22 protein-coding genes are annotated in these 22,206 nt (G+C 70.1%); 12 read left to right on the forward strand and 10 right to left on the reverse strand.

The window, feature by feature from the left end; genetic code table 11:
• The first annotated feature begins 22 nt into the window (after positions 1 to 22).
• From AC07OH_RS22815 to AC07OH_RS22845, 7 genes are all read left to right on the forward strand, one after another.
• A complete protein-coding gene (locus tag AC07OH_RS22815) occupies positions 23 to 1,402 on the forward strand; it encodes an aminotransferase class III-fold pyridoxal phosphate-dependent enzyme (protein ID WP_495302217.1) in 1,380 nt (459 codons plus the stop codon).
• Complete coding sequence (locus AC07OH_RS22820) at positions 1,399 to 2,643, forward strand: Tm-1-like ATP-binding domain-containing protein (protein WP_495302218.1); 1,245 nt, start codon at positions 1,399 to 1,401, stop codon at positions 2,641 to 2,643. Before AC07OH_RS22815 ends, AC07OH_RS22820 begins: the two co-directional genes overlap by 4 nt.
• The gene (locus tag AC07OH_RS22825; RefSeq protein WP_493195425.1) at positions 2,640 to 3,311 is read left to right on the forward strand and encodes an HAD-IA family hydrolase; all 672 of its coding nucleotides are present in this window, start codon (positions 2,640 to 2,642) and stop codon (positions 3,309 to 3,311) included. The genes AC07OH_RS22820 and AC07OH_RS22825 overlap by 4 nt, the downstream gene beginning before the upstream one ends.
• Positions 3,312 to 3,322: 11 nt before the next feature.
• On the forward strand, positions 3,323 to 4,714 hold the full coding sequence (locus tag AC07OH_RS22830; protein WP_495302219.1) for a transaminase: 1,392 nt from the start codon (positions 3,323 to 3,325) through the stop codon (positions 4,712 to 4,714).
• The gene (locus tag AC07OH_RS22835; protein ID WP_495302220.1) at positions 4,711 to 5,508 is read left to right on the forward strand and encodes an SDR family oxidoreductase; all 798 of its coding nucleotides are present in this window, start codon (positions 4,711 to 4,713) and stop codon (positions 5,506 to 5,508) included. The genes AC07OH_RS22830 and AC07OH_RS22835 overlap by 4 nt, the downstream gene beginning before the upstream one ends.
• On the forward strand, positions 5,505 to 6,275 hold the full coding sequence (locus tag AC07OH_RS22840) for an SDR family NAD(P)-dependent oxidoreductase (RefSeq protein ID WP_495302221.1): 771 nt from the start codon (positions 5,505 to 5,507) through the stop codon (positions 6,273 to 6,275). Before AC07OH_RS22835 ends, AC07OH_RS22840 begins: the two co-directional genes overlap by 4 nt.
• Positions 6,276 to 6,336: 61 nt before the next feature.
• Complete coding sequence (locus AC07OH_RS22845) at positions 6,337 to 6,756, forward strand: hypothetical protein (protein ID WP_492683466.1); 420 nt, start codon at positions 6,337 to 6,339, stop codon at positions 6,754 to 6,756.
• A 21-nt stretch (positions 6,757 to 6,777) separates the two neighbouring features.
• On the opposite strand, the gene AC07OH_RS22850 is transcribed toward AC07OH_RS22845, so the two are convergent.
• Positions 6,778 to 7,863, reverse strand: coding sequence for an ABC transporter substrate-binding protein (locus AC07OH_RS22850; protein ID WP_495302222.1), 1,086 nt, complete (start codon positions 7,861 to 7,863; stop codon positions 6,778 to 6,780).
• A 137-nt stretch (positions 7,864 to 8,000) separates the two neighbouring features.
• Positions 8,001 to 9,491 (reverse strand): DHA2 family efflux MFS transporter permease subunit, encoded by a 1,491-nt coding sequence (locus tag AC07OH_RS22855; RefSeq protein ID WP_495302223.1) that lies wholly within the window; start codon positions 9,489 to 9,491, stop codon positions 8,001 to 8,003.
• Between the two features lie 131 nt (positions 9,492 to 9,622).
• Here AC07OH_RS22855 and AC07OH_RS22860 point away from each other — a divergent pair, with 131 nt between their 5' ends.
• Positions 9,623 to 10,945, forward strand: a complete 1,323-nt coding sequence (locus AC07OH_RS22860) for a zinc-binding metallopeptidase family protein (protein ID WP_495302224.1) — start codon at positions 9,623 to 9,625, stop codon at positions 10,943 to 10,945.
• Here the strand turns inward: AC07OH_RS22860 and AC07OH_RS22865 are convergent.
• The 5 genes from AC07OH_RS22865 to AC07OH_RS22885 form a co-directional block, all read right to left on the reverse strand.
• Positions 10,936 to 11,154, reverse strand: coding sequence for a cysteine-rich CWC family protein (locus tag AC07OH_RS22865; RefSeq protein WP_062479760.1), 219 nt, complete (start codon positions 11,152 to 11,154; stop codon positions 10,936 to 10,938). The genes AC07OH_RS22860 and AC07OH_RS22865 overlap by 10 nt on opposite strands.
• Positions 11,151 to 12,407: a 6-phosphofructokinase gene (locus AC07OH_RS22870; protein ID WP_495302225.1), complete on the reverse strand. Its 1,257-nt coding sequence runs from the start codon at positions 12,405 to 12,407 to the stop codon at positions 11,151 to 11,153. Before AC07OH_RS22870 ends, AC07OH_RS22865 begins: the two co-directional genes overlap by 4 nt.
• Before the next feature lie 58 nt (positions 12,408 to 12,465).
• Positions 12,466 to 13,623 carry an acyl-CoA dehydrogenase family protein gene (locus tag AC07OH_RS22875; protein WP_495302226.1) on the reverse strand — a complete coding sequence of 386 codons (1,158 nt, stop codon included), beginning with the start codon at positions 13,621 to 13,623 and terminating at the stop codon, positions 12,466 to 12,468.
• Between the two features lie 7 nt (positions 13,624 to 13,630).
• Complete coding sequence (locus tag AC07OH_RS22880) at positions 13,631 to 14,449, reverse strand: enoyl-CoA hydratase-related protein (protein WP_495302227.1); 819 nt, start codon at positions 14,447 to 14,449, stop codon at positions 13,631 to 13,633.
• Positions 14,450 to 14,614: 165 nt separating this feature from the next.
• A complete protein-coding gene (locus AC07OH_RS22885) occupies positions 14,615 to 14,971 on the reverse strand; it encodes a DUF2917 domain-containing protein (protein WP_495302228.1) in 357 nt (118 codons plus the stop codon).
• An 82-nt stretch (positions 14,972 to 15,053) separates the two neighbouring features.
• Between AC07OH_RS22885 and AC07OH_RS22890 the strand changes: the two genes are divergently transcribed.
• Positions 15,054 to 15,980, forward strand: coding sequence for a LysR substrate-binding domain-containing protein (locus tag AC07OH_RS22890; RefSeq protein WP_495302229.1), 927 nt, complete (start codon positions 15,054 to 15,056; stop codon positions 15,978 to 15,980).
• A gap of 1 nt (position 15,981) precedes the next feature.
• On the opposite strand, the gene AC07OH_RS22895 is transcribed toward AC07OH_RS22890, so the two are convergent.
• The gene (locus tag AC07OH_RS22895; RefSeq protein ID WP_447771830.1) at positions 15,982 to 16,551 is read right to left on the reverse strand and encodes a fasciclin domain-containing protein; all 570 of its coding nucleotides are present in this window, start codon (positions 16,549 to 16,551) and stop codon (positions 15,982 to 15,984) included.
• 397 nt (positions 16,552 to 16,948) lie between these two features.
• On the opposite strand from AC07OH_RS22895, the gene AC07OH_RS22900 reads away from it, so the two are divergent.
• The 3 genes from AC07OH_RS22900 to AC07OH_RS22910 all read left to right on the forward strand — a co-directional run bounded on the left by AC07OH_RS22900 (position 16,949) and on the right by AC07OH_RS22910 (position 18,461).
• On the forward strand, positions 16,949 to 17,176 hold the full coding sequence (locus AC07OH_RS22900; protein ID WP_062479749.1) for a hypothetical protein: 228 nt from the start codon (positions 16,949 to 16,951) through the stop codon (positions 17,174 to 17,176).
• On the forward strand, positions 17,169 to 17,951 hold the full coding sequence (locus AC07OH_RS22905) for a hypothetical protein (protein ID WP_495302230.1): 783 nt from the start codon (positions 17,169 to 17,171) through the stop codon (positions 17,949 to 17,951). Before AC07OH_RS22900 ends, AC07OH_RS22905 begins: the two co-directional genes overlap by 8 nt.
• Before the next feature lie 69 nt (positions 17,952 to 18,020).
• Positions 18,021 to 18,461 carry an EamA family transporter gene (locus AC07OH_RS22910; RefSeq protein WP_495302231.1) on the forward strand — a complete coding sequence of 147 codons (441 nt, stop codon included), beginning with the start codon at positions 18,021 to 18,023 and terminating at the stop codon, positions 18,459 to 18,461.
• On the opposite strand, the gene AC07OH_RS22915 is transcribed toward AC07OH_RS22910, so the two are convergent.
• Both AC07OH_RS22915 and AC07OH_RS22920 read right to left on the reverse strand, forming a co-directional pair.
• Complete coding sequence (locus AC07OH_RS22915; RefSeq protein WP_495302232.1) at positions 18,451 to 19,740, reverse strand: MFS transporter; 1,290 nt, start codon at positions 19,738 to 19,740, stop codon at positions 18,451 to 18,453. The genes AC07OH_RS22910 and AC07OH_RS22915 overlap by 11 nt on opposite strands.
• Positions 19,741 to 19,889: 149 nt before the next feature.
• Positions 19,890 to 22,064, reverse strand: a complete 2,175-nt coding sequence (locus AC07OH_RS22920; protein ID WP_307636070.1) for a malate synthase G — start codon at positions 22,062 to 22,064, stop codon at positions 19,890 to 19,892.
• Positions 22,065 to 22,206 lie beyond the last annotated feature (142 nt).

The following is a 22,206-nucleotide window of genomic DNA, read 5'->3' on the forward strand; positions in this document are numbered from 1 at the left end:
TCGAACACTTCCGGAGACCTGCATGACAACGAAAGAAGCCGCCGCTGTGGCGGCGCTCAAGCAAGACAACGCCCAGTACCTGTGGCACCCCATGGCGCATCCGCAGGCCATGCTCAAGAGCAAGCCCGACATCATTGCGCGCGGCCAGGGCTGCTGGATCTGGGACGTGGACGGCCACAAGATGCTCGACGGCGTCGGCGGCCTGTGGGCCGCGAACCTGGGCCACAGCAACCAACCGGTGCGCGACGCCATCGTTGCGCAGCTCGACGAGCTGCCCTTCTACAACGTGTTCCGCGGCACCACGCACCCGCGCGCCATCGAGCTGTCGGCGCGCCTGGTCAAGACCATGGAACCCGACGGCGTGGCCGCCGTGTTCTTCAGCAACGGCGGCTCCGACGCGGTCGAGGGCGCGCTCAAGCTCGCGCGCCAGTACTGGAAGCTCAAGGGCCAGGCCGACCGCTTCAAGTTCATCGCGCTGCGCCAGGGCTACCACGGCGTGCACTTCGGCGGCATGAGCGTGAACGGCAACCTGAACTTCCGCCGTGCCTACGAGCCGCTGCTGCCCGGGTGCTTTCACGTCGACACGCCGTGGCTGTACCGCAACCCCTACACGCAAGACCCGGAAGAACTCGGCGAGATCTGCGCCATGCAGCTGGAGCGCGAGATCCAGTTCCAGGGCCCCGACACTGTGGCCGCCTTCATCGCCGAGCCGATCCAGGGCGCGGGCGGCGTGATCGTGCCGCCGCCCAACTACTGGCCGCGCGTGCGCGAGATTTGCGACAAGTACGGCGTGCTGCTCATCGCCGACGAGGTCGTCACCGGCTTCGGCCGCGGCGGTGCGATGTTCGGCACGCGGCTGTGGAACGTGAAGGCCGACCTGTGGTGCCTGGCCAAGGGCATCTCGTCGGGCTACGTGCCACTGGGCGCCACCGCCATCGGCAGCAAGGTGGCCGAGGTCTTCCTCAACGACCCCACGGGCCAGGCCGCGGTGGGCCACGGCTACACCTACAGCGCGCACCCGGTGGCCGCAGCTGCGGCACTCGCCACGCTGGACCAGATCGAGGCGCTCGACGTGCCCGGCAACGCGGCGCGCGTGGGCGCGCATTTCCAGGCGCGCGTGCGGCCCTTCGTCGACAAGTTCAGCTTCGTCGGCGACGTGCGCGGCATGGGCCTCATGCTGGGCATCGAGATGGTGGCCGACAAGGCCACGCGCACCACGCTGCCGCGCGGCAACCCGATCGCCGCGAAGGTGGCGCAGGCGGCCTACCAGCGCGGGCTGATGGTGCGCATCTCGGGGCCGAACCTCATCCTCTCGCCGCCGCTGGTCATCACGCGCGAGGAGGTCGACTTCATGGTCGATGCGCTCGAAGGTGCGTTCGCCGACGTGGAAGCGACGCTGTGAGTGCATCGCCCACGATCCTGCTGATCGGCACCGCCGACACCAAGAGCGCCGAGCTGCTGTTCATGCGCGAATGCATCGAGGCCGGCGGCGGCCGTGTCGTCGTGATGGACGTGGGCGTGCTCGACGGCGCGCCCTTCACGCCCGACATTCCCAACACCGAGGTGGCCGCCGCCGCGGGCAAGACGGTCGCCGAAGTGGCGGCCAGCGGCGACGAGAACAGCGCCATGACATTGATGGCGCGCGGCGCCGCGAAGCTCGCCGCGCGCTGGCAGGCCGAGGGCCGCATCGACGGCCTGCTCGCGCTGGGCGGCACCATGGGCACCGACCTCGCGCTCGACGTGGCGCAGGCGCTGCCGCTGGGCGTGCCGAAGGTGCTGGTGTCGACCATCGCCTACTCGCACCTGCTGCCGCCCGAGCGCATTCCGCCCGACCTCATCATGGTGCTGTGGGCCGGCGGGCTCTACGGCCTCAACAGCCTGTGCCGCTCGGCCCTGAGCCAGGCCGCGGGCGCGGTGCTCGGCGCCTGCCGCCAGGCCTGCGTGCCGGCCTTCCAGAAGCCGTTGGTGGGCATGACCTCGCTGGGCTCCAGCGCGCTCACCTACATGAAGACGCTCAAGCCCGCGCTCGAGGCGCGTGGTTACGAGGTCGCCGTGTTCCACACCACGGGCATGGGCGGGCGCGCCTTCGAGGCGCTGGCCGCCGAGGGCCGCTTCTGCGCGGTGATGGACTTCAGCCTGCAGGAGCTGGCCAACCAGCTCGGCGGCTCGTGCGTGACGGCCGGGCCTGATCGCCTGCTCGGCGCGGGCCGCGCGGGCACGCCGCAGATCGTCGCGCCCGGCGCCATCGACATGCTCGACTACCCGGCCTGGCAGTCCACGCCCGAAGGCCTGGAAGGCCGGCCCACGCACATCCACAACCGGCTGCTGGCCTCGGCGCTCAGCGCGCCCGCGTTCCGCCGTGGCGTGGCCGCCGAGATCGCGCGCCGCCTTGCGCGCGCCGAGGGGGCCACCTGCCTGCTGATGCCGCTGCAGGGCATCGAAGGCTGGGACCGCCCGGGCGAGCCGCTGCACGACCCCGAAGGCCTCGCGGCCTTCACCGAGGCGCTGCGCGGCAGCGTCGATCCTGCGCGGCTCGTCGAGCTCGACGCACACATCAACGACAGCGCCTTCTGCGACGCCGCACTGCAGGTGTTCGACGCCTGGGTGGCCGACGGCACCGTGCCTGCAGGGAGCCGCGCATGAGCCCCGGTACGCAAGCCCTCGTGCTCGACTTCGGCGGCGTCATCAGCCGCACGCTCTTCGAGACCCACGCACTGACCGAAGAGGCGCTGTCGCTGCCGCGCGGCGCGCTCACCTGGCGCGGCCCCTTCGACCTCGCGAGCGATCCGCTGTGGCGCGACATGCAGGCCGACAAGCTCTCGGAGCGCGACTACTGGATGGCGCGCACCCGCGAAGTGGGCGCGCTGGTCGGCGAACGCTGGGACCGCATGGAGACCTTCGTGCAGCGCGCGCGCGGCGCCGACCCCGAGGCCGCGATCCGCCCCGAGGCCCTCGCGGCCATCGAGGCGGCGCGGCGCGCCGGTTGCCGGCTCGCGATTTTGTCGAACGAGCTCGACCTGTTCTACGGCGCAGGCTTTCGCCAGCGCCTGCCCTTCATGAGCGCCTTCGACGTGGTGGTGGACGCCACGCACACCGGCATCCTCAAGCCCGATGCGCGCGCCTACCAGCAGTGCCTGGACCAGCTCGGCCTGCCCGCCGACGCCTGCGTGTTCGTCGACGACCAGCTGCGCAACATCGCCGGCGCACAGCGCGTGGGCCTGCGCACCGTGCACTTCGACGTGATGCATCCGGGTGCGAGCTACGCGCAGGCGCTCTCGATGCTGGGCGTTTCTCCTTCTTCTTCCCTTTGACCGAGTTTGCGATGACCCCGACCTTCGAACCCACCGTGCCGCGCGAGCGCGTGCAGGCCCTGATGCAGGCCGAACAGGCGCGCTATGCGCGCACCCACGCGCGCAGCGGCGAACGCTTTGCGCAAGGCCAACAGGCCTGGCTCTACGGCGCGCCCTCGCACTGGATGCGCCGCTGGATCGGCGGCTGGCCGCTGTACGTGCAGGACGCGCAGCTGCCCTACGGCGCGCGCTTTGTCGACGTGGACGGCAACGGCTATGCCGACTTCTGCCTGGGCGACACCGGCGGCATGTGCGGCCACGGCCACCCGGCGGTGGTCGAGGCGCTCACGCGGCAGGCGCGCGTGGGCAGCTCGCTGATGCTGCCGACCGACGATGCGGCCTGGGTCGGTGAAGAGCTGTCGCGCCGCTTCGGCCTGCCGTACTGGAACCTCACGACCTCGGCCTCGGACGCCAACCGCGCCTGCATCCGCCTGGCGCGCATGGTCACGGGCCGGCCGCGCGTGCTGGTGTTCTCGGGCTGCTACCACGGCTCGGTGGAAGAGGCGCACGTGGAGCTGCGCGACGGCGCCGTCGCGATGCGCAACGACATCCACCCCAACGGCTTTCCGCACGACCAGCTGTCGGCCGTGGTCGAGTTCAACGACGTGCCCGCGCTGGAGCGCGCGCTGCGCGCCGGCGACGTGGCCTGCGTGCTGGCCGAGCCGGCCATGACCAACTACGGAATGATCGCGCCCGCGCCCGGCTTTCACGACGCGCTGCGCCGCCTCACGCGCGAGACCGGCACGCTGCTGGTCATCGACGAGACGCACACCATTTCCAGCGGGCCCGGCGGCTACACGCGCGAGCACGGGCTCGAGCCCGACATGTTCGTGATCGGCAAAGCGATTGCCGGCGGCATTCCCGCCGCGGCCTTCGGCCTCAGTGCCGAGACCGCCGAGCGCGTCTGGCAGGTGCTGCCCAAGCTGCACCCCACGAAGCGCCAGTCGGCGCACGCCGGCTTCGGCGGCACGCTGGCGGGCAACGCGCTCACGGTGGCCGTGATGCGCGCGGTGCTCTCGCAGGTGCTCACGCCCGAGGCCTTCGATCGCATGCTGGTGCTTGCGCAGCGCCTGGCCGAAGGCGTCAACGCCAGCATCGCCGCGGCGGGATTGCCGTGGCACGCGACGCAGGTCGGCGCGCGCGTGGAGACGCTCTTTTGCGCCGACGCGCCGCACAACGCGAGCGACGTGCGCCGCACGCGCGACGGCGAACTCGAAGCGCTGCTGCACCTGTACATGATGAACCGCGGCGTGCTCATCACGCCCTTCCACAACATGATGCTGTGCTGCCCCGGCACCACCGAGCGCGAGGTGGACGAGCACAACGCGGCCTTCGCCGAGTTCGTGCGGGAGTGCAAGGGATGAGCACGCCCGATCTCTTCGGCCTGCAGGGCAAGGTCGCGCTGATCACCGGCGGCGGGCGCGGCATCGGCGCGGCCATCGCGCAGGTGTTCGCCGAAGCCGGTGCCTCGGTGCTCATCGCCAACCGCACCGGCAGCGCGGGCGAGGCCGTGGCGGCAGAGCTGCGTGCGCGCGGCCTCGTCGCGCAGGCGATGGCCTGCGACATCGGCCGGCGCGACGAAGCCGAGCGTGCGGTGGCCGAGGCGGTGCGCGTGTTCGGCGCGCTCGACATCGTGGTCCACAACGCGGCCGTGAACCCCTGGGCCGCCATCGACGTCATGACCGACGAACAGCTCGAGCACACGCTGGCCGTCAACCTCAAGGCCTGCTTCTGGCTCACGCAGGCCGCTGCGCCGCACCTGCGCGCGCGCGGCGGCGGGCGGCTGCTCGTCACCTCGTCGGTGACCGGGCCGCGCGTGGCCATGCCGGGCAGCGCGCACTACGCGGCCAGCAAGGCCGGCGTGAACGGTTTCATCCGCACCGCGGCGCTGGAGTACGCGCGCGAGGGCATCACCGTGAACGGCGTGGAGCCGGGCTACATCGCCAAGCAGGGCGGCTCGTTGCTGTCCGACCCGGCGAAGGCCGCGCGCATCGCGCGCCACATCCCGGCCGGCGAACTGGGGCGGCCCGAGGACATTGCCTACGCGATGCGCTTCCTGGCGAGTCCGGCGGCGCGCTACATCACGGGGCAGACGATCGTGGTCGATGGCGGTTCGACGCTGCCTGAAAGCCCGTTCTTCGCGGAGCAGCCCACATGAGCGCGCGCCTGCACGGCAAGGCCTGCCTCGTCGTCGGTGCAGCGACCGGCATCGGCGCCGCCGTGGCCGCGCGCTTCGCGGCCGAGGGCGCACGCGTCGCCGTGGCCGGCTGGCCGCGCCCGCAGCCGGTGGGCGAGGGCCCGGCCTTCGATTGCGACGTGACCGACGACGCGGCCGTGCGCGCCACCGTGGCCGCGGTGCAGGCCGCGTTCGGGCGCATCGACGTGCTCGTGAACTGCGCCGGCATCGTCCGCAATGACGACGCGGCCGACATCGACGACGGCGACTGGCAGCGGCTGCACGAGGTCAACCTTGGCGGCACCATGCGCTGCCAGCGCGCCGTGCTGCCCGGCATGGTCGCGCAGGGCGGTGGCGCCATCGTCAACATCGCCTCGGTCGCGGCCTTCAACGCCGGCGCGGGCATGGCCAGCTATGCGTCCAGCAAGGCCGGCGTGGTCGCGCTCACGCGCTCGGCCGCGCAGGCCTACGGGCCGAAGGGCGTGCGCGTGAACGCGTTGTGCCCCGGCTGGGTCGACACGCCCATGAGCCGCCAGGAGATGCGCGACCTGGCCGCCGAACGCGGCATCGACGAAGACGCCGCGCGCATGCAGACCGTAGCGCGCATCGCGCTGGGCCGCATGGCCACGCCCGAAGAGATGGCCGCCGCCTGCCTGTTCCTGGCCAGCGACGAAGCCTCGTTCGTGACCGGCGCGGCGCTGGTGGCCGATGGCGGGGCGCGGGTGCCGGCGGCCGCACGCGCTGTGTAAGCGCCGAGAGACGCCACGCCCGAGCGGGCGTATGCTTGCGCGCCGCGGAGGGTTTTCAAAGATGCTTCCCATCGTCGTTGCGCTCATGGCGACCGTCATCCTGCTGGTCTGGATGGGGTTCTTCATGATGGGCTCGCTGCCCTTGCTCGTGCTCTCGCACGACACCCCGCTGGATTCGCGCTTCATCCGCGGCCTGTTCAACGTGTACTACGTGGCCGTGGTGTTCACCGCGAGCGCGGCGGCGCTCAGCTACGCGTGGTGCGGCAAGCCTTTCTTCGCGGTCGGCATGGCCCTCATCGCCGGCCTGGCGTTCGCGCTGCGCCGCTGGCTCATCATTCCGCGCATGGACCTGCTGCGCCACACGATCCCGGCGACGGTCACGTCGATCGTGCAGTTCCGCAAGCTCCACATCGCGGGCATGGTGCTCAACGTGATGCAGCTGGGCACGGTGGCCTGGGCGCTCACGCAGCTGGGGCTGTGAGCGACGCCGGCCTCTCTGTCCCTAACGCAGGAACCGCCCTTCCTTCGTCACCCGCACCATCTCGATGAAGCGTGAGCCCGTGTTGCTCGCACCCGTGAAGTCGATCTCCATGTTGCCGATGCGCAGCTTCATCGCCTTCAGCGTGGCGTGCAGCTTGGCGCGCGTGAGGTCGCGGCCGGTGCGGCGCAGGGCCTCGATCATCACGAGCGCGTTCACATAGCCTTCGTAGCTGAGGTAGCCGATGTCGACCTTGGCGCGCTCGGCCAGCTGGCGGAACTCGCGCGCGGTGGCGTCGACCTCGCTCCAAGGGTAGGGCACGATCTGCGAGATGGCCAGGCCGCTGGTCTTGTCGCCGACGAGCTTGGCCGTGACGTCGCCTGGCACGATCGACATGCCGTAGAACATCTGGCGACCGCCCGCGGTCCAGGCGCTCTTCATGACCTCGCCGCCGATGCCGCCGCCCAAATACATGAGCACGGCCTGCGCCTGGCTGTCGGCCAGCGCCTTGCCCGCGGCCTCGTTGGTCGTGCCGTCGCCTTTGACGGGCACCGCGGCCACGGGTTTGAGCTTGAGCGTGTCGAGCGCCGCCTCGACCAGCCGCGCCACTTCGGCACCGCCGGGGTTGTCCAGGTAGGCGACGGCGATGCGCGAGACGCCGATGGTGCTCAGGTGCTGCACCAGCGCCTGCGCCTCGCGCGCGAAGGTGGCGCGCACGAAGTAGCCCGCGCCCGCGACCTTCTCGCGCGCCGAATCGGACACCGCATAACCGCCCACCATCGGCGCGCCGCTCTGGCCCAGCACCTTGGCCGCGGCGGCCGTGGTGCCCGAGCCCACGCAGCCGAAGAAGGCGAAGGCGCGGTGTTCGGCGAGCAGCTTCTCGTAGTTGGCAACCGCCTTCTCGGGCTTGAGCTCGTCGTCGAGCGAGACCAGCCTGAGCTTGCGGCCCGCGAGCCCGCCCTGCGCATTGACCGCGTCGAAGGCCAGCCCGGCGCCGGCCATCACGACCTTGATCGGCACGCCCAGCGGCCCGCTCAGGATGCCGGTGTGGCCGAGCACGATCTCGCCGTCGCTGACGCCGTTCTCGGCGGCCAGGGCGGTGGAAGGCAAGGAAAGGAGAGGGCCGAGTCCGGCCGTCGCCGCGGCCGAGGCGGCGAGAAAACGTCTGCGATGCATGGAACCGATTCCGCTTTTAGATACAACTGATAACAATTGAAAGCGAAAGCGAGTCCCCGCGCCGCCGGGGTTTACCCCCTGTGTTGCGCCGTGTCCTCGCCGGGCGGCTCGCGCAGCTGCCAGGCCGCGCAGACGGCCAGTGCGCACAGGCCGGCCAGCATGAGGAACACCTCGTCGAAGGCGGCCAGCCGCGCCGGCGTGCTCACCGGGTTGGCGAGCGAATCGCCGTGCGCCGCCAGGCGCCATTCGAGAATGATGGCGCACAGGCTCACGCCCACGGCGCCGCCGAGCATGCGCACGAAGCTGATCGCGCTCGCGCCCTGCGGGATGAGCGGCTTGGCCAGCGGGCGCATCGACCCGAGGTTGAGCGAAGGCAGGATGAAGCCCAGCCCGATGCGCCCGACGATCGCGAACACCACCAGCAGCCACAGCGGGCTGTCCAGCCGCAGCACGGCCATGAGCGCGAACGACACCGCCAGCAGCGCCAGGCCGATGCTCACCAGGAGCCAGGTCGGCTGCTTGTCGGCCAGCCGGCCCACGCCCGCGATGGTGAAGGCCAGCACGATGCCGGCCGGCAGCAGGGTGGTGCCCACGTGCGAGGCCGACAGGTGCAGCCCCACCTGCATGTACACCGGCAGCAGGTAGGTCGAGCCGAACAGCGCGGTGCCATAGATGAAGGCGACCAGGCTGCCCATGGCGAACTGGCGGTAGCGAAAGAGCGCGAGGTTCATGAGCGGCGCGCCGCCCGAGGCCATGAGCCGGCGCTGCCACCACACGAAGGCGGCGAAAGCGACGAGCGCGCCGGCCAGCAGCAATGCGGCCTGCAGCGGCGAATCGCCGCGCAGCTCGACCAGCCCGTTCAGCAGGCACAGCGTGCCCACGGTGCCCAGCGCCAGGCCGCGCGCATCGAGCCCGCTGCCGCGCGTCGCGGCCACGCCGCCGGGCGCGGTCTTGGGCACGAACCTGTAGGCCAGCCAGATCGAGGCCAGGCAGAAGGGCACCACCATGAAGAAGATCGAGCGCCAGCCGAACAGGTCGACCAGCACGCCGCCGATGCTCGGCCCGATGGCCGGCGCCAGCACCACGCCCATGCCGAAGATGCCGCTGGCGCGCCCCTGCTCGTGCGGCTCGAAGGCGCGCAGGATGATGATGGCCGGAATGGGCTGCACCACGCCCGCCGCCAGCCCCTCGGCCACGCGCGCCAGCAGCACCAGCGGATAGTGGTTGGCCACGCCGCCCACGATGCCGCCGGCCAGCAGCAGGAGCATGGTGCCGACGTAGGTGCGCCGGTAGCCGTAGCGCGACAGCAGCCAGGGCGTGGTGAGCATCGACACCGTCATGGCCACCATGAAGCCCGAGCTGACCCACTGCGCGCGCTCCTGGCCCAGCGCGAAGTGGTGGCTCATGTCGGGGATCGCCACGTTGACGATGGTCGAGGACATGATGGACGCCATCGTCCCCACCATGACCGACAGCAGCAGGTACCAGCGGTAGCGCTCGCCGTAGCGGGCGCGCAGGGCGCCCATGGAGGGCGGCGTGTCAGGGGTTTGGGGGGAGGTCATGGGGCGGCGCAGGGGCGGTCGCGGGTCCGTCGTCCTACAAGCATATCGGTGTTTGCGCGGTCGACCGCGCGCGGGCCGGTCGCACAATGCGGCGGCTGTCCCCTGTGCGTCAAGTCTCCAAAGAACAAGCCATGCCTCCATCGACCCCCGACTCCGTCCACGACCCGGTCGTGCCCGATGCTGCCCCCACGCTCGCGGCCGAACTCGCCGCGCCCACCGTCAGCCGCGCCTACCGCTGCCAGTGCGGGCGCCCCGTGTTCCTGCGCAACAGCGAGTGCCTGGCCTGCCACACGCCGCTGGGCTACGTGATCGACCGGCTCGGCGTGGTGCCGCTGGCGCCGGCCGAAGGCGAGGGCGCGCTGCCCGACACCTTCACCGTCTTCGGTGACCCGCACGGCGCCACCTACCGCCGCTGCGCCAACCTCATGACGCCGGCCGCCTGCAACTGGATGGTGGCGCAGCCGCGCGAGGGCGAAACCATTCCCGCCGACACGCAGGGACTGGCGCCCGGCTACTGCCTGGCCTGCAGCGTCACGCGCACCATCCCCGACCTGTCGGTGGAAGCCAACGGCGAGCTCTGGCGCAAGCTCGAGATGCCCAAGCGCCGCCTGATCTCGCAGCTGCTCGCGCTCGGCCTGCCGGTGGTGAGCCGCCATGCCGATCCGGTGCACGGGCTGGCCTTCGATTTCCTCAGCAACATGCCGGGCGCCCCGCACGTGATGACGGGCCACGAGCACGGCCTGATCACGCTCAACGCCGAGGAGGCCGAAGACGCCGTGCGCGAGCGCATCCGCGCCGAGATGCACGAGCCCTACCGCACGCTGCTGGGCCACTTTCGCCACGAGATCGGCCACTACTACTGGGACCTGCTGGTGCTGCCCACGCGCTGGATCGACGACTACCGCGCGCTTTTTGGCGACGAGCGCGCCGACTACGGCGCCGCGCTGCAGCAGCACTACGAACAGGGCCCGCCGCCCGACTGGGCGCAGCGCTTCGTCAGCAGCTACGCGAGCATGCACCCGTGGGAAGACTGGGCCGAGACCTGGGCCCACTACCTGCACATGGCGGACACCGCCGACACGGCGATGAGCTTCGGCATCGACGCGAGCAACGTGGAGCTGCAGAGCGATTTGTTCACCGCCGCCGACCTGTGGCAGCCCGAGCATCCCGACGCTGCGAAATTCCTGGACTTCATCAACGGCTGGGTGCTGCTGACCAGCATGCTCAACGAGCTGTCGCGCAGCATGGGCCAGCCCGACTACTACCCCTTCGTGCTGCCGCGCGCGGCGGTGGGCAAGCTGCAGTTCATCCACGGCGTGGTCACCGCGCAGCGCAGCGGCACGGCGCCGACGATGGTGACGGCGGGGGATGTGGCGGAGGCTGCGACGGAAGCCGCTGAGCCTGCACAGGGGCAGTCTCAATCGCAGTCGCAGGGCGACGTCGCTCAGTCCTGAGGCGGCGGCAGGCCTGCGGCGCAGCGCGCGCAGATGCAGGCCTGGCCGCGCAGTGCCGGCGGCAGCGTGTCGAGCGGGGCCAGCGAAAAATCGGCGGCCATGCACCAGCAGGGCGGCTGCGCCTGCCCGGTCTCGCGCTCGACCTCCATCGCGCAGCGGTTCGCCTCGCCGCACAGCGGACAGCGCGCAGTGTCGATGACCACCGTCATGCGAGCGCGAAGGCCGGCAGCTTCTTCGGCACCGCCACGTTGCGCAGCGTCGCGTACACCGGCAGGCCGTCGCGGTAGGCAGGGTAGTCCTCGCCCGCGATCAGCGGCAGCAGGTAGCGGCGGCACTTCTCGGTGATGCCGTAGCCGTCGTCCGAGATGAAATCGCGCGGCATCGGCTTCTCGACATTGGCCACCGCGTCGAGCGGCGCCGCGCCCAGCGTGTAGGCATAGGGCACGTCGCTCGTGCGCTCGATGGTCGGCATCACCGCGTTGCGGCCTTCGAGCGCCAGTTCGACCGCGCGCTGGCCCAGCTCGTAGGCCTGCTTCACGTCGGTGGCCGAGGCGATGTGCCGCGCCGCGCGCTGCAGGTAGTCGGCCACCGCCCAGTGGAACTTGTGGCCCAGCGCCTCTTTCACCATCTGCGCCACCACCGGCGCCGCGCCGCCCAGCTGCGCATGGCCGAAGGCATCGCGCGCGCCCTGCTCGGCCAGGAAGGTGCCGTCGGGGTGGTGGCAGCCTTCGGACACCACCACCGAGCAGTAGCCGTGCTGCTGCACCATGGCATCGACGCGCGCCAGGAAGCGGGCCGCATCGAACTCGATCTCGGGGAACAGCACCACCACCGGAATGCCATGGTCGGCCACCAGCCCGCCGGCCGCGGCGATCCAGCCCGCGTGGCGGCCCATCACCTCGAGCACGAACACCTTGGTGGAGGTGGCGGCCATCGAGCGCACGTCGAACGAGGCCTCCAGCGTGGACACTGCCACGTACTTCGCCACCGAGCCGAAGCCCGGGCAGCAGTCGGTCAGCGGCAGGTCGTTGTCGATGGTCTTGGGCACATGGATGGCCTGCAGCGGGTAGCCCATCGACTGCGACAGCTGGCTCACCTTGAAGCAGGTGTCGGCCGAGTCGCCGCCGCCGTTGTAGAAGAAGTAGCCGATGCCGTGCGCCTTGAACACCTCGATCAGGCGCTCGTACTCGCGGCGGTTCTTCTCGAGCGATTTGAGCTTGTAGCGGCACGAGCCGAACGCGCCCGAGGGCGTGCTGCGCAGCGCCGCGATGGCCTCGGCCGGCTCGGCGCTGGTGTCGATCAGGTCCTCGGTGAGCGCGCCGAGGATGCCGTTGCGACCGGCATAGAGCGTGCCGATGCGGTCCGGGTGCTGGCGCGCCGTCTCGATCACGCCGCAGGCCGAGGCGTTGATGACCGAGGTGACGCCACCCGACTGGGCGTAGAAGGCGTTGAGGATGGGCATGCGCGGCATTCTCCCGCAGCCCTTTCCATGGCGCCAGTGGTGCCAAATGCGGGGCGCTTCAGCGCCCGCCGAGGCCCATCGATCGCGTGATCACCTCTTTCATGATCTCGTTGGTGCCGCCGTAGATGCGCTGCACGCGCGCGTCGGCGTACGCGCGGGTGATCGGGTACTCCCACATGAAGCCGTAGCCGCCGTGCAGCTGCACGCACTCGTCCATCACCTTGCACTGCAGGTCGCTGGTCCAGTACTTGGCCATGCTCGCGGTGGCGGTGTCGAGCTTCTCGGCCATGAGCAGCTCGATGCACTTGTCGACGAACACCTGCGCCACCTGCACCTCGGTCTGCAGCTCGGCCAATGTGTAGCGCGTGTTCTGGTAGTTGCCCACGGGCTGGCCGAACACCTTGCGCTCCTTCACGTAGGCCACGGTGTGATCGATGGCGGCCTGCGACGCGGCCACCGCGCTGATCGCGATCTGCAGCCGCTCCCAGGGCAGCTGCTCCATCAGGCAGACGAAGCCGCGATTGACCTCGCCCAGCAGCGCGTCGGCGGGCAGGCGCACGTCGTTGAAGAACAGCTCGGACGTGTCCTGTGCCTTCAGGCCCAGCTTCTTCAGGCGCTTGCCTTTTTCGAAGCCCGGCATGCCGCGCTCGACGAGGAACAGGCTCGTGCCCTTCGCGCCCGCGGCCGGGTCGGTCTTGGCGACTACGATCACCAGGTCGGCGTGCCAGCCGTTGGTGATGAAGGTCTTGCTGCCGTTGAGCAGGTAGCTGCCGTCAGCCTGGCGGATGGCGCTGGTCTTCACGGCCTGCAGGTCGCTGCCCGCGCCGGGCTCGCTCATGGCGATGGCGCCGACCATCTCGCCGCTGGCGAGCTTGGGCAGGTAGTGCTGCTTCTGCGCCTCGGTGCCGTAGCGCAGGATGTACGGCGCCACGATCTCGTTGTGCAGGCCGAAGCCGATGCCTGTGAAGCCGCGCGCCCACAGCTCCTCGAACTGGATCACCGAATAGAGCAGGTCGGCCCCCGCGCCGCCGTAGGTGTCGGGCAGCGCCATGCACAGGAAGCCGTTCTCGCCGGCCTTGGACCAGACGGCGCGGTCCACATAGCCCTGCTCTTCCCAGGCGTCGTGGAAGGGCGCGATCTCCTTGTCCATGAAGCGGCGGAAGCTGTCGCGGAAGGCCTCGTGGTCGGCGGTGAAGAGGGTGCGTTCGATGGTCATGGGGACGTCAGCGGGTTTCGAAGACAGGAGGACGCTTCTGCAGGAAGGCGCTCACGCCTTCACGGAAGCTGGGGCGGTCGATGAGCGCGCGCTGGCGCTCGCTCTCGTAGTGCAGCTGTTCCTTCAGCGTGTGGTGCTCCGAGGCGTCGAAGGCCTCGCGGGCTTCGAGCACCGCGTGCGCCGGCAGGCGGGCCAGGCGCTGCGCGATGGCGCGGGCCTCGTCCATCAGTTGCTCGTCGTCGGCGCAGGCCCAGATCAGGCCCCACTGCACGGCGCGCCCGGCGCTCAGGCGTTCGTCCAGCAGCGCCATGCCCATGGCGCGCGCCCGGCCGGCGCGGCGCGGAATGGCCCAGGTGCAGCCCAGGTCGGGCACGATGCCGAGCTTGGGCAGGAAGGGCAGGTAGAAGTAGGCGCTGCGCGCGGCGATGGTCACGTCGGCCGCGAGCGCCAGGCCCACGCCCGCACCGGCCGCCGGGCCGTTGACGGCGGCCACCACCGGCACCGGCAGCGTGCGCAACGTCTCGATGAGCGGGTTGCTGAGCTTCTGCATCCACTCGGCGGTCTGGTCGCCGAGCGTCTGACCGGGCTCGCCGGGCGGCGCCATCGCGCTCAGGTCGGCGCCCACGCAGAAAGCCTTGCCGGCGCCGGTGAGGATCACGGCGCGCACCGTGCGGTCGTCGCGGATGCGCTCGAGCGCATCGCGCAGTTCGACCTGCAGGTCTTTCGCGATCGGGTTCAGCTTGTGGGGCAGGTTCAGCGTGAGCGTGGCGATGCCGTCGGCCTGCTCGCACAGGATGCAGGGTTGGGGTTGTTGCGGCGCGGTCATGCGAGCGCTGCGCCAGAAGTGGTGGTCATGGGCGTGTCCCTTTCAAGGCCAAGAAGGAAAACGGACGCCCAAAGCAAAAAGCCGCCTGTCGTCACGGCGGCGCGCGGTGCTGCTCCCTGCGGGGGCGGTCCATGGCATCGAGGTTCGATGCCACGGCGCCCGCGGTCAAGCCGGGGACAACCCGTGCAGCGCCAGTCGCCAAGGCGACCGCACGCGAGCCTGTGCACGCGAGGCCGGGTTCGGCAGCGCGGCGGGTTGCGCGTCCGACACCGAGATGCACGACGACTCCAGCGCCGACACCAGCACGCGCCGGTGCTCGGTGCTCTCGAAGCGCTCGCCCGGCCCGAGCACGATGTCGCGCGGGTCGCGGTCGAGCGTGATCCACACGGCGCCGCTGCGGCATTCGATGCCCACGCCCGCGCCGTCGGGCACGGCGAAGACGGCGCGGCTGGGCAGGCTCACGTGGAAGCGCGAGGTCGACGAAGAGAAAAAGGTGGAAGGGGACCGGTCGGTGGTGCTCATGGGAACCTCCATTGCATTCGTGATACGAATGAATATAGTGAGCCGAACCCTCTCTTACACGCGGTCATTCGGAACTCGTTGCATGCCTACAGAGAATGCGAAAACCCCTGCCGGCGAGCTCCCGCCGCTCGAGCTGCTGCGCAGCTTCGAGGCCGCCGCGCGCCGGCTCAGCTTCACGCTGGCGGCGGGCGAGCTGCACCTCACGCAGTCGGCCGTGAGCCGGCAGATCCAGCAGCTCGAAGCCAGCCTGGGCGTGCTGCTGTTCGAGCGCCGCCACCGCGCGCTCGCGCTCACCGAGGCCGGCGGCGTGCTGCAGCGCGCCGTCACCGACAGCCTGGAGCGCCTGCGCGACGCCACCGCGCGCGTGCGCGCCAGCGCCGCGCCGCGGCAGGTGTCGATCACCACCACGCCGGGCTTCGCGTCGCTGTGGCTCATTCCGAAACTGGCGCGCTTCACCGGCACGCATCCGCAGGTCGACGTGCGCGTGTCGGCCACGCTCGACGTGCTCGACCTGGACGTGAGCCGGCTCGACCTCGCGGTGCGCTTCGTGCCCATCGGCCGCGGCGTGGGCCCGGCGCTGTTCGAGGAATCGGTGATCCCGCTGTGCGCGCCGCAGGTGGCCGCGTCGCTGCGCGAGCTGTCCGATTTTTCCAAGCTCACGCTGCTGACCATCGAGTACCCGGACCACAGTGAAGCCCCGACCACCGACTGGGAGCCGTGGCTCAAGGTGATGGGGCTGGAAGACCTGCGCATGAAGAGCACGCTGCGCTTCTCGCAGTACGCCGATGCGGTGGCCGCCGCGGTGGCGGGGCAGGGCGTGGTGATCGGGCGCCTGCCGCTGCTGCGCGAACTGGTGCGCGACGGCCGGCTCGTGGCGCCGCTCGGCCAGGGCGCGGCATCGCACCGCGGCTACTTCATCGAGACGTCGCGGCGCGCCGCGGGCAACCGCGACGCGCAGGACTTCGCGCAATGGCTGCGCGACGAGGCGGAGGCCGCGCAGCGGGCCTGACTCAACCTGGCAGCAGCACCTTGTTGACGACGTGGATCACGCCGTTCGACTGGTAGACATTGGCGATCGTCACCGCCGCCGTGCCGCCCTTGGCGTCGGTCACCCACACCGTGCCGCCGCTCATCGTCGCCGTGAGCGTGCCGCCGCTGGCGGTCTTGAGCATCGCCTTGCCGCCGCCTGCGTTGATCGCGCTCATCAGCGCCGCGCTGTCCATGCGACCGGGCACCACGTGGTAGGTCAGCACCTTGGTGAGCGTGGCCTTGTTCTCGGGCTTGAGCAGCGTGTCGACCGTGCCGGCCGGCAGCGCCGCGAACGAGGCGTTGGTGGGCGCGAACACCGTGAACGGGCCCGGGCTCTTGAGCGTGGCCACGAGGTCGGCCGCCTTCACCGCGGCGACCAGCGTCGTGTGGTCCTTCGAATTCACCGCGTTGTCGACGATGTCCTTCGTCGGGTACATCGGCGCGCCGCCGACCATGGGCGTGGCGGCACTGTTGCTGGCGTTGCTCATGCCACTGCCGGCGCACGCGCCGAGCAGGACCGACACGCCGAGGGCGATCACGAGTTTTTTCATGGATGTCTCCTGGAAGGAAAGGCTCTGTGGAAACCGCCAACAGCTCGGGGGCGCGATGCGCTTGAGATGCCATACGGCGCGATGCGCGAAGCGGATTCAACGCGCGTGTTCGTGTCAGCTTTGCGCCACAGCACTGCGCGCCCCGCTTGCGCGCGGCGCGAGCCCTCGCCAGAATCCGCCCTTCCTTTTTCAGCGACAGTTTTTTCCGACACCACGCACGGCGACGATCAACCTCCCGGGCGAGAACACCATTCAATGAACCGTTCACTGAACACCTGACGCACACCGACCGCCCCGGCCGGATGTGCTCCTTCGCATCCGCCGCGGCCGTATCGACAAGGGCCCCGCGCGCAATTGCATTCGCCGGGGCCTTTTTGTTTTTTCGGAGTGTGTGCACATGAGTGCTCAACGAAAGGCCCGTGACGACGACAAGCGTCTGGGCCGGTTCTACTTTGCGGTGCCCGCGTCGGCGCCGCGCAATCCCGTGGTGGCCGCGATGGCGCGCCGCGAATCCAGCCAGGGCGCGGGCCGCCACCTGCGCACCCACCGCGCCGAGCGGCGCGCGCAGAAGGTGGCGCTGCAGAAAGCCGCGCGCGATTTCGGGCGGAGGGCCGACGATGCGTGACGACATGGACAAGGTGATCGTCGAGCGTCCGCGCGGCGGCTGGCGCGTACAGGGCGATGGCCGCCCGTGGCGCAACAGCCCCGAGCGCGGTTCGCACCTGGGCATGAAGCGCGGCCTGCAGCATCCGAAGTGGCTGAGCGAAAACCTCCAGCCGCTCAAGCGCTGGTTGCACAAGCAGGTGCACCGGCCGTGGGACAAGGTGTACGCCGAGCTGTGCGCGGGCATCGATCGCCGCAGCACGGTGCAGGCGCACATCTTCCTGCACGTCGACGACTTCGTGGCGCGCGACGCGGTGCTGTGCGACGGCGAGGTGCGGGTGCGGCCTCACCGCTGGGGAACTCGCGACGGCGTGCCGCTGCACGAAGCGCCGGGCGTCGAGCTGTTCGTGCACCCGGTCACCGGCATCCTGCTGCCGAACCGGCGCCTGCGCGAGGCGCGCGCGGCGCGCCGTGTGGACCGGGCCGCGCGGCGCGGCGAAACGCCGCATGCGGTCTACCACGTGATCGACGAAAGCACGCAGTGGCACTGCGTCGACGGCTGCTGGTTCGAGGTCGTGCTCGCGAAGTTTCCCGAGCGCACAAGCGCGATGCAGCCAGAGCCCAAGTGCTACGACGTGCTGCGCCGCTGCATGGTCACGCGCTGCGGTGCGGCGCGACGTTCAGCGCCGGGCCTGCCCACGCACTTCGACATGTACGGGCGTCATGACGTGTATGCCGTCGCCAAGCGCCAGCTGAGCCGGCGCGAGGTGCGGGCGCGGTTGGGGGGTGCGGCGTGAGCACCGCAGCACGGCTGTTCGCGCGATGATCGGGCGGACTGACATCACCTGCCCCTGAAGGAGCGCGCCATGACCCTCGCAGCATCATCGAACTGGTTCGTCTGGGCGATCCTGTCGGCCGTCTTCGCCGCGATGACGGCCGCCCTCGCCAAGCTGGGCCTGGCCGGCGTCGATGCCGACATGGCGACGCTGGTGCGCACCGTGGTGATCCTCGTCGTGCTCGCGGCCTTCGTGAAGGCCACGGGCAAGTGGAGCAACCCCTTCGAACTGTCGCCGCGCACCTGGGCCTTTCTCGTGCTGTCGGGGCTGGCGACCGGCGCGTCGTGGGTCTGCTACTTCCGCGCGCTCAAGATGGGCAATGCCTCGCAGGTCGCGCCGGTCGACAAGCTCAGCGTGGTGCTCGTGGTGCTGTTCGCCGTGATGTTCCTCGGCGAGCGCCCGTCCGTGCGCGAGTGGGGCGGCGTGGCGATGATCGCGGGCGGGGTGTTGATGCTGGCGATCAAGCGCTAGGAGGCGGTGCCGTCGGGCGCACCAATGCCTTGGCTCTCGGCAACACCCAGAACGCCAGCGTCCCCGCCGCCAGCATCCCGCTCACCGTGAGAAACACCGCGCGGAACGGCTCGCTGCCCTGGGCCACGGCCCAGGAGGCGGCGACGCCGGTGGTCCATTGCATCAGCGAGACGCCCAGGAACATCGCCATGTTGAGCAGGGCCATCGCGCGGCCCGTCACGGCCGCCGGGTAAGCGTTCTTGGTATACGCGTACAGCAGCACGCTGTAGCCCGACAGCATGCCGTAGACGATCGGCAGGCCGATGTCGATGGCGCGCGATTGCGTGAGGGCCATGGTGGCGAACATCGCTGCGCCGGCGAAGGCGCAGCGCATCATCCAGCGCGTGCGGCGCGCGCCGCCGGGGTCGAGGCGACCGAACAGCATGGGGCTGGCCATGCCGGCGACGGTCATCACCAGTGCCACGTTGCCGCTGGCCACGAGCGAGAGGCCGTGGCGGTCGTGCAGCACGGGGCCGAGCCACAGGCCGCGCAGCGTGATGAAAGCGGCATACGACACGCAGGCGAAGCACAGCAGCCCGAGCGTGTGCGGCATGGCGAACAGCGGCAGCAGGTCGCGCACGGCCTGGCGCAGCGACTGGCGCTCGGGCGCGGGCTCGTCCGATGTGATCGTTGTTGTCGTCGTGCGCGCGGGCTCGTGCACGCGCCAGAAGATGACGATCCACGAGAGCACGGCGAAGGCGGTCAGCGCGGCATAGCCGGCGCGCCACGAGGCGGCCTCGATCAGCAGCGCCAGCGGCGTGCCGGTGAACAGGATGCCCATGCCCGCGAGGCTCATCACCAGCCCCGACATGGCGGTGAAGCGCGCGGCGTCGAAGTGCCGCGCGATGAACACGGTGCAGGCCAGGAAGGCCGGCGCGCAGCCCACGCCGATCAGCGCCTGCCCCAGCAGCAGCGCGCCGAAGCCCGGCGCCACGGTGCACAGCGCGGCGCCCGCGATGGCCAGCGGAAAGGCGGTGAGCACGGTGCGGCGCACGCCGAAGTGGTCGATCGACACGCCCATCGCGAGCTGCATGATGCCGAAGGTGAAATGGAAGGTGCCGGCCCAGGTGCCCAGCGCCTGCGGCGTGAGGCCGAAGTGCTGCGTGAGCGGCGTGGCCATCATGGCGCCGACGGTGCGAAAGGCCTGGCTCAGCGCGAAGGCGGTGGCCAGTGCGACCAGCATGGCCGCGGCCGAGGTCGACCCGCGGGTCGGGGGCGGCGAAGCCGCGTGCTTGTTCATCGAAAGAGACGGAGACCGGAGAGAGAAGAGGGCGGCGTCGATGCTACCGGCATGTCGCGCCCCATGCAGAACGGCGCCCGAGGGCGCCGTTCGTTGCGTGTCTCCGAGGCGTCAGCGCCGGCGGAGGCCGGCACTGCGCAAGGCGCGCGTCAGGCCGCGGCCTTGACCTTCAGGCGCCAGGCGTGCAGCAGCGGCTCGGTGTAGCCGCTGGGCTGCTCGATGCCCTTGAACACCAGGTCTTGCGCGGCCTTGTAGGCGGGGGAGGTGTCGAAGTGGCCGGCCATCGGCTGGTACAGCGCGTCGCCGGCGTTCTGCTCGTCGACCACCTTGGCCATGCGCTGGAAGGCCTCGTCGACCTGCGCCTTGGTGACCACGCCGTGCAGCAGCCAGTTGGCGATGTGCTGGCTGGAGATGCGCAGCGTGGCGCGGTCTTCCATGAGGCCGACGTTGTGGATGTCGGGCACCTTCGAGCAGCCCACGCCCTGGTCGACCCAGCGCACCACGTAGCCCAGGATGCCCTGCACGTTGTTGTCGATTTCCTGCTGCTTCTCGGCGTCGGTCCACTTGGCCTGCGCAGCGATCGGCACCTGCAGCAGCGCGTTCAGGATGTTCTCGCGCTCGCCGTCGGCGTCGATCTTCTCGAGCTCTTGCTGCACCGCGGTCACGCTGACCTGGTGGTAGTGCAGCGCGTGCAGCGTGGCGGCGGTGGGCGAGGGCACCCAGGCGGTGTTGGCGCCGGCCTTGGGGTGGGCGATCTTCTGCTCGAGCATGGCGGCCATCAGGTCGGGCATGGCCCACATGCCCTTGCCGATCTGCGCCTTGCCGCGCAGGCCGCAGTTCAGGCCGACGAGCACGTTGTTCTTCTCGTAGGCGCCGATCCAGGCGCTGGACTTCATGTCGCCCTTGCGGATCATCGGGCCGCCCTGCATGGCGGTGTGCATCTCGTCGCCGGTGCGGTCCAGGAAGCCGGTGTTGATGAAGGCCACGCGCGCGGCGGCTTCGGCGATGCAGGCCTGCAGGTTCACGCTGGTGCGGCGCTCCTCGTCCATGATGCCGAGCTTGACGGTGTTGGCGGGCAGGCCGAGCAGCTGCTCGACGCGGCCGAACAGCTCGCTGGCGAAGGCGACTTCGGCCGGGCCGTGCATCTTGGGCTTGACGATGTAGATGCTGCCGGTGCGCGAGTTGCCCTTGCGCTTGACGTCGATCATCGCGATGGTGGTGGTGACCACGGCGTCCAGGATGCCTTCGGGGATTTCCTTGCCGCCTTCGTACAGGATGGCCGGGTTGGTCATCAGGTGGCCCACGTTGCGCAGGAACATGAGCGAGCGGCCGTGCAGCTTCAGCGGCTGGCCGTTGGCGCCGGTGTACTCGCGGTCGGCATTCAGGCCGCGCGTGAAGGTCTTGCCGCCCTTGGCGACTTCTTCGGTGAGCGTGCCCTGCACGATGCCCAGCCAGTTGGCGTACGCGACGACCTTGTCGGCCGCGTCGACCACGGCCACCGAGTCTTCCAGGTCGAGGATGGTCGAGAGCGCGGCTTCGAGCACCAGGTCGCTCACGCCGGCCGCATCGCTCTTGCCGATGGCGGTGCTGCGGTCGATGCGGATGTCCAGGTGGATGCCGTTGTGCTTGAGCAGCACCGACGACGGCGCGGCGGCGTCGCCCTGGTAGCCGACGAACTGCGACGCATCGGCCAGGCCGGTGGTGCTGCCCTGCAGCGCGACGACCAGCTGGCCGTCCTTCACGCTGTAGCCGGTGGCGTTCTTGTGCGAGCCGTTGGCCAGCGGGGCGGCCTGGTCGAGCACGTTGCGCGCGAACTCGATGACCTTGGCGCCGCGCACGGGGTTGTAGCCCTTGCCCTTTTCGGCACCGCCGGTTTCGGGAATGGCGTCGGTGCCGTACAGCGCGTCGTACAGCGAACCCCAGCGCGCGTTGGCGGCGTTCAGGGCGTAGCGCGCGTTCAGGATCGGCACCACCAGCTGCGGGCCGGCCTGCAGCGCGAGTTCGGAATCGACGTTGGCCGTGGTGGCCTTCACGCCCTTGGGCTGCGGCAGCAGGTAGCCGATCTTTTCCAGGAAGGCGCGGTAGGCCGGCATGTCGGCGATCGGGCCGGGGTTCTTCTTGTGCCAGGCGTCGAGCTCGCTCTGCAGGCGGTCGCGCTCGGCGAGCAGGGCGACGTTCTTGGGCGCCAGGTCATGGACGATGGCGTCGAAGCCTTTCCAGAACACGTCGCTGGCCACGCCGCTGGCGGGCAGGACCTTCTCTTCGACGAAGCGGTGCAGTTCGGTCGCGACCTGGAGTCGGTGGGCGGTGGTGCGGTCGGTCATGTGTTTCTCCTTGGGGAACGCAATGCAAAAAACAGGAAATCGGGGGGCGGCGCAGCAGTGGGGCGCACTTGCCCCAGGTGAAGCCATGGGAGAACTGTATTCGATACTTTGCGGGCCAGTAAGAGCCGAAAGTGAGATTTAT

This window comes from Variovorax sp. GW821-FHT10C12 (assembly GCF_059415405.1).

Excerpts from the sequence above, each read along its gene's own strand:
- AC07OH_RS22815 (WP_495302217.1), top strand. The coding sequence starts at position 23 with ATGACAACGAAAGAAGCCGCCGCTGTGGCGGCGCTCAAGCAAGACAAC.
- AC07OH_RS22825 (WP_493195425.1), top strand. The coding sequence starts at position 2,640 with ATGAGCCCCGGTACGCAAGCCCTCGTGCTCGACTTCGGCGGCGTCATC.
- AC07OH_RS22830 (WP_495302219.1), top strand. The coding sequence starts at position 3,323 with ATGACCCCGACCTTCGAACCCACCGTGCCGCGCGAGCGCGTGCAGGCC.
- AC07OH_RS22835 (WP_495302220.1), top strand. The coding sequence starts at position 4,711 with ATGAGCACGCCCGATCTCTTCGGCCTGCAGGGCAAGGTCGCGCTGATC.
- AC07OH_RS22840 (WP_495302221.1), top strand. The coding sequence starts at position 5,505 with ATGAGCGCGCGCCTGCACGGCAAGGCCTGCCTCGTCGTCGGTGCAGCG.
- AC07OH_RS22845 (WP_492683466.1), top strand. The coding sequence starts at position 6,337 with ATGCTTCCCATCGTCGTTGCGCTCATGGCGACCGTCATCCTGCTGGTC.
- AC07OH_RS22855 (WP_495302223.1), bottom strand. The coding sequence starts at position 9,491 with ATGACCTCCCCCCAAACCCCTGACACGCCGCCCTCCATGGGCGCCCTG.
- AC07OH_RS22860 (WP_495302224.1), top strand. The coding sequence starts at position 9,623 with ATGCCTCCATCGACCCCCGACTCCGTCCACGACCCGGTCGTGCCCGAT.
- AC07OH_RS22865 (WP_062479760.1), bottom strand. The coding sequence starts at position 11,154 with ATGACGGTGGTCATCGACACTGCGCGCTGTCCGCTGTGCGGCGAGGCG.
- AC07OH_RS22870 (WP_495302225.1), bottom strand. The coding sequence starts at position 12,407 with ATGCCCATCCTCAACGCCTTCTACGCCCAGTCGGGTGGCGTCACCTCG.
- AC07OH_RS22875 (WP_495302226.1), bottom strand. The coding sequence starts at position 13,623 with ATGACCATCGAACGCACCCTCTTCACCGCCGACCACGAGGCCTTCCGC.
- AC07OH_RS22880 (WP_495302227.1), bottom strand. The coding sequence starts at position 14,449 with ATGACCGCGCCGCAACAACCCCAACCCTGCATCCTGTGCGAGCAGGCC.
- AC07OH_RS22885 (WP_495302228.1), bottom strand. The coding sequence starts at position 14,971 with ATGAGCACCACCGACCGGTCCCCTTCCACCTTTTTCTCTTCGTCGACC.
- AC07OH_RS22890 (WP_495302229.1), top strand. The coding sequence starts at position 15,054 with ATGCCTACAGAGAATGCGAAAACCCCTGCCGGCGAGCTCCCGCCGCTC.
- AC07OH_RS22895 (WP_447771830.1), bottom strand. The coding sequence starts at position 16,551 with ATGAAAAAACTCGTGATCGCCCTCGGCGTGTCGGTCCTGCTCGGCGCG.
- AC07OH_RS22900 (WP_062479749.1), top strand. The coding sequence starts at position 16,949 with ATGAGTGCTCAACGAAAGGCCCGTGACGACGACAAGCGTCTGGGCCGG.
- AC07OH_RS22905 (WP_495302230.1), top strand. The coding sequence starts at position 17,169 with ATGCGTGACGACATGGACAAGGTGATCGTCGAGCGTCCGCGCGGCGGC.
- AC07OH_RS22910 (WP_495302231.1), top strand. The coding sequence starts at position 18,021 with ATGACCCTCGCAGCATCATCGAACTGGTTCGTCTGGGCGATCCTGTCG.
- AC07OH_RS22915 (WP_495302232.1), bottom strand. The coding sequence starts at position 19,740 with ATGAACAAGCACGCGGCTTCGCCGCCCCCGACCCGCGGGTCGACCTCG.
- AC07OH_RS22920 (WP_307636070.1), bottom strand. The coding sequence starts at position 22,064 with ATGACCGACCGCACCACCGCCCACCGACTCCAGGTCGCGACCGAACTG.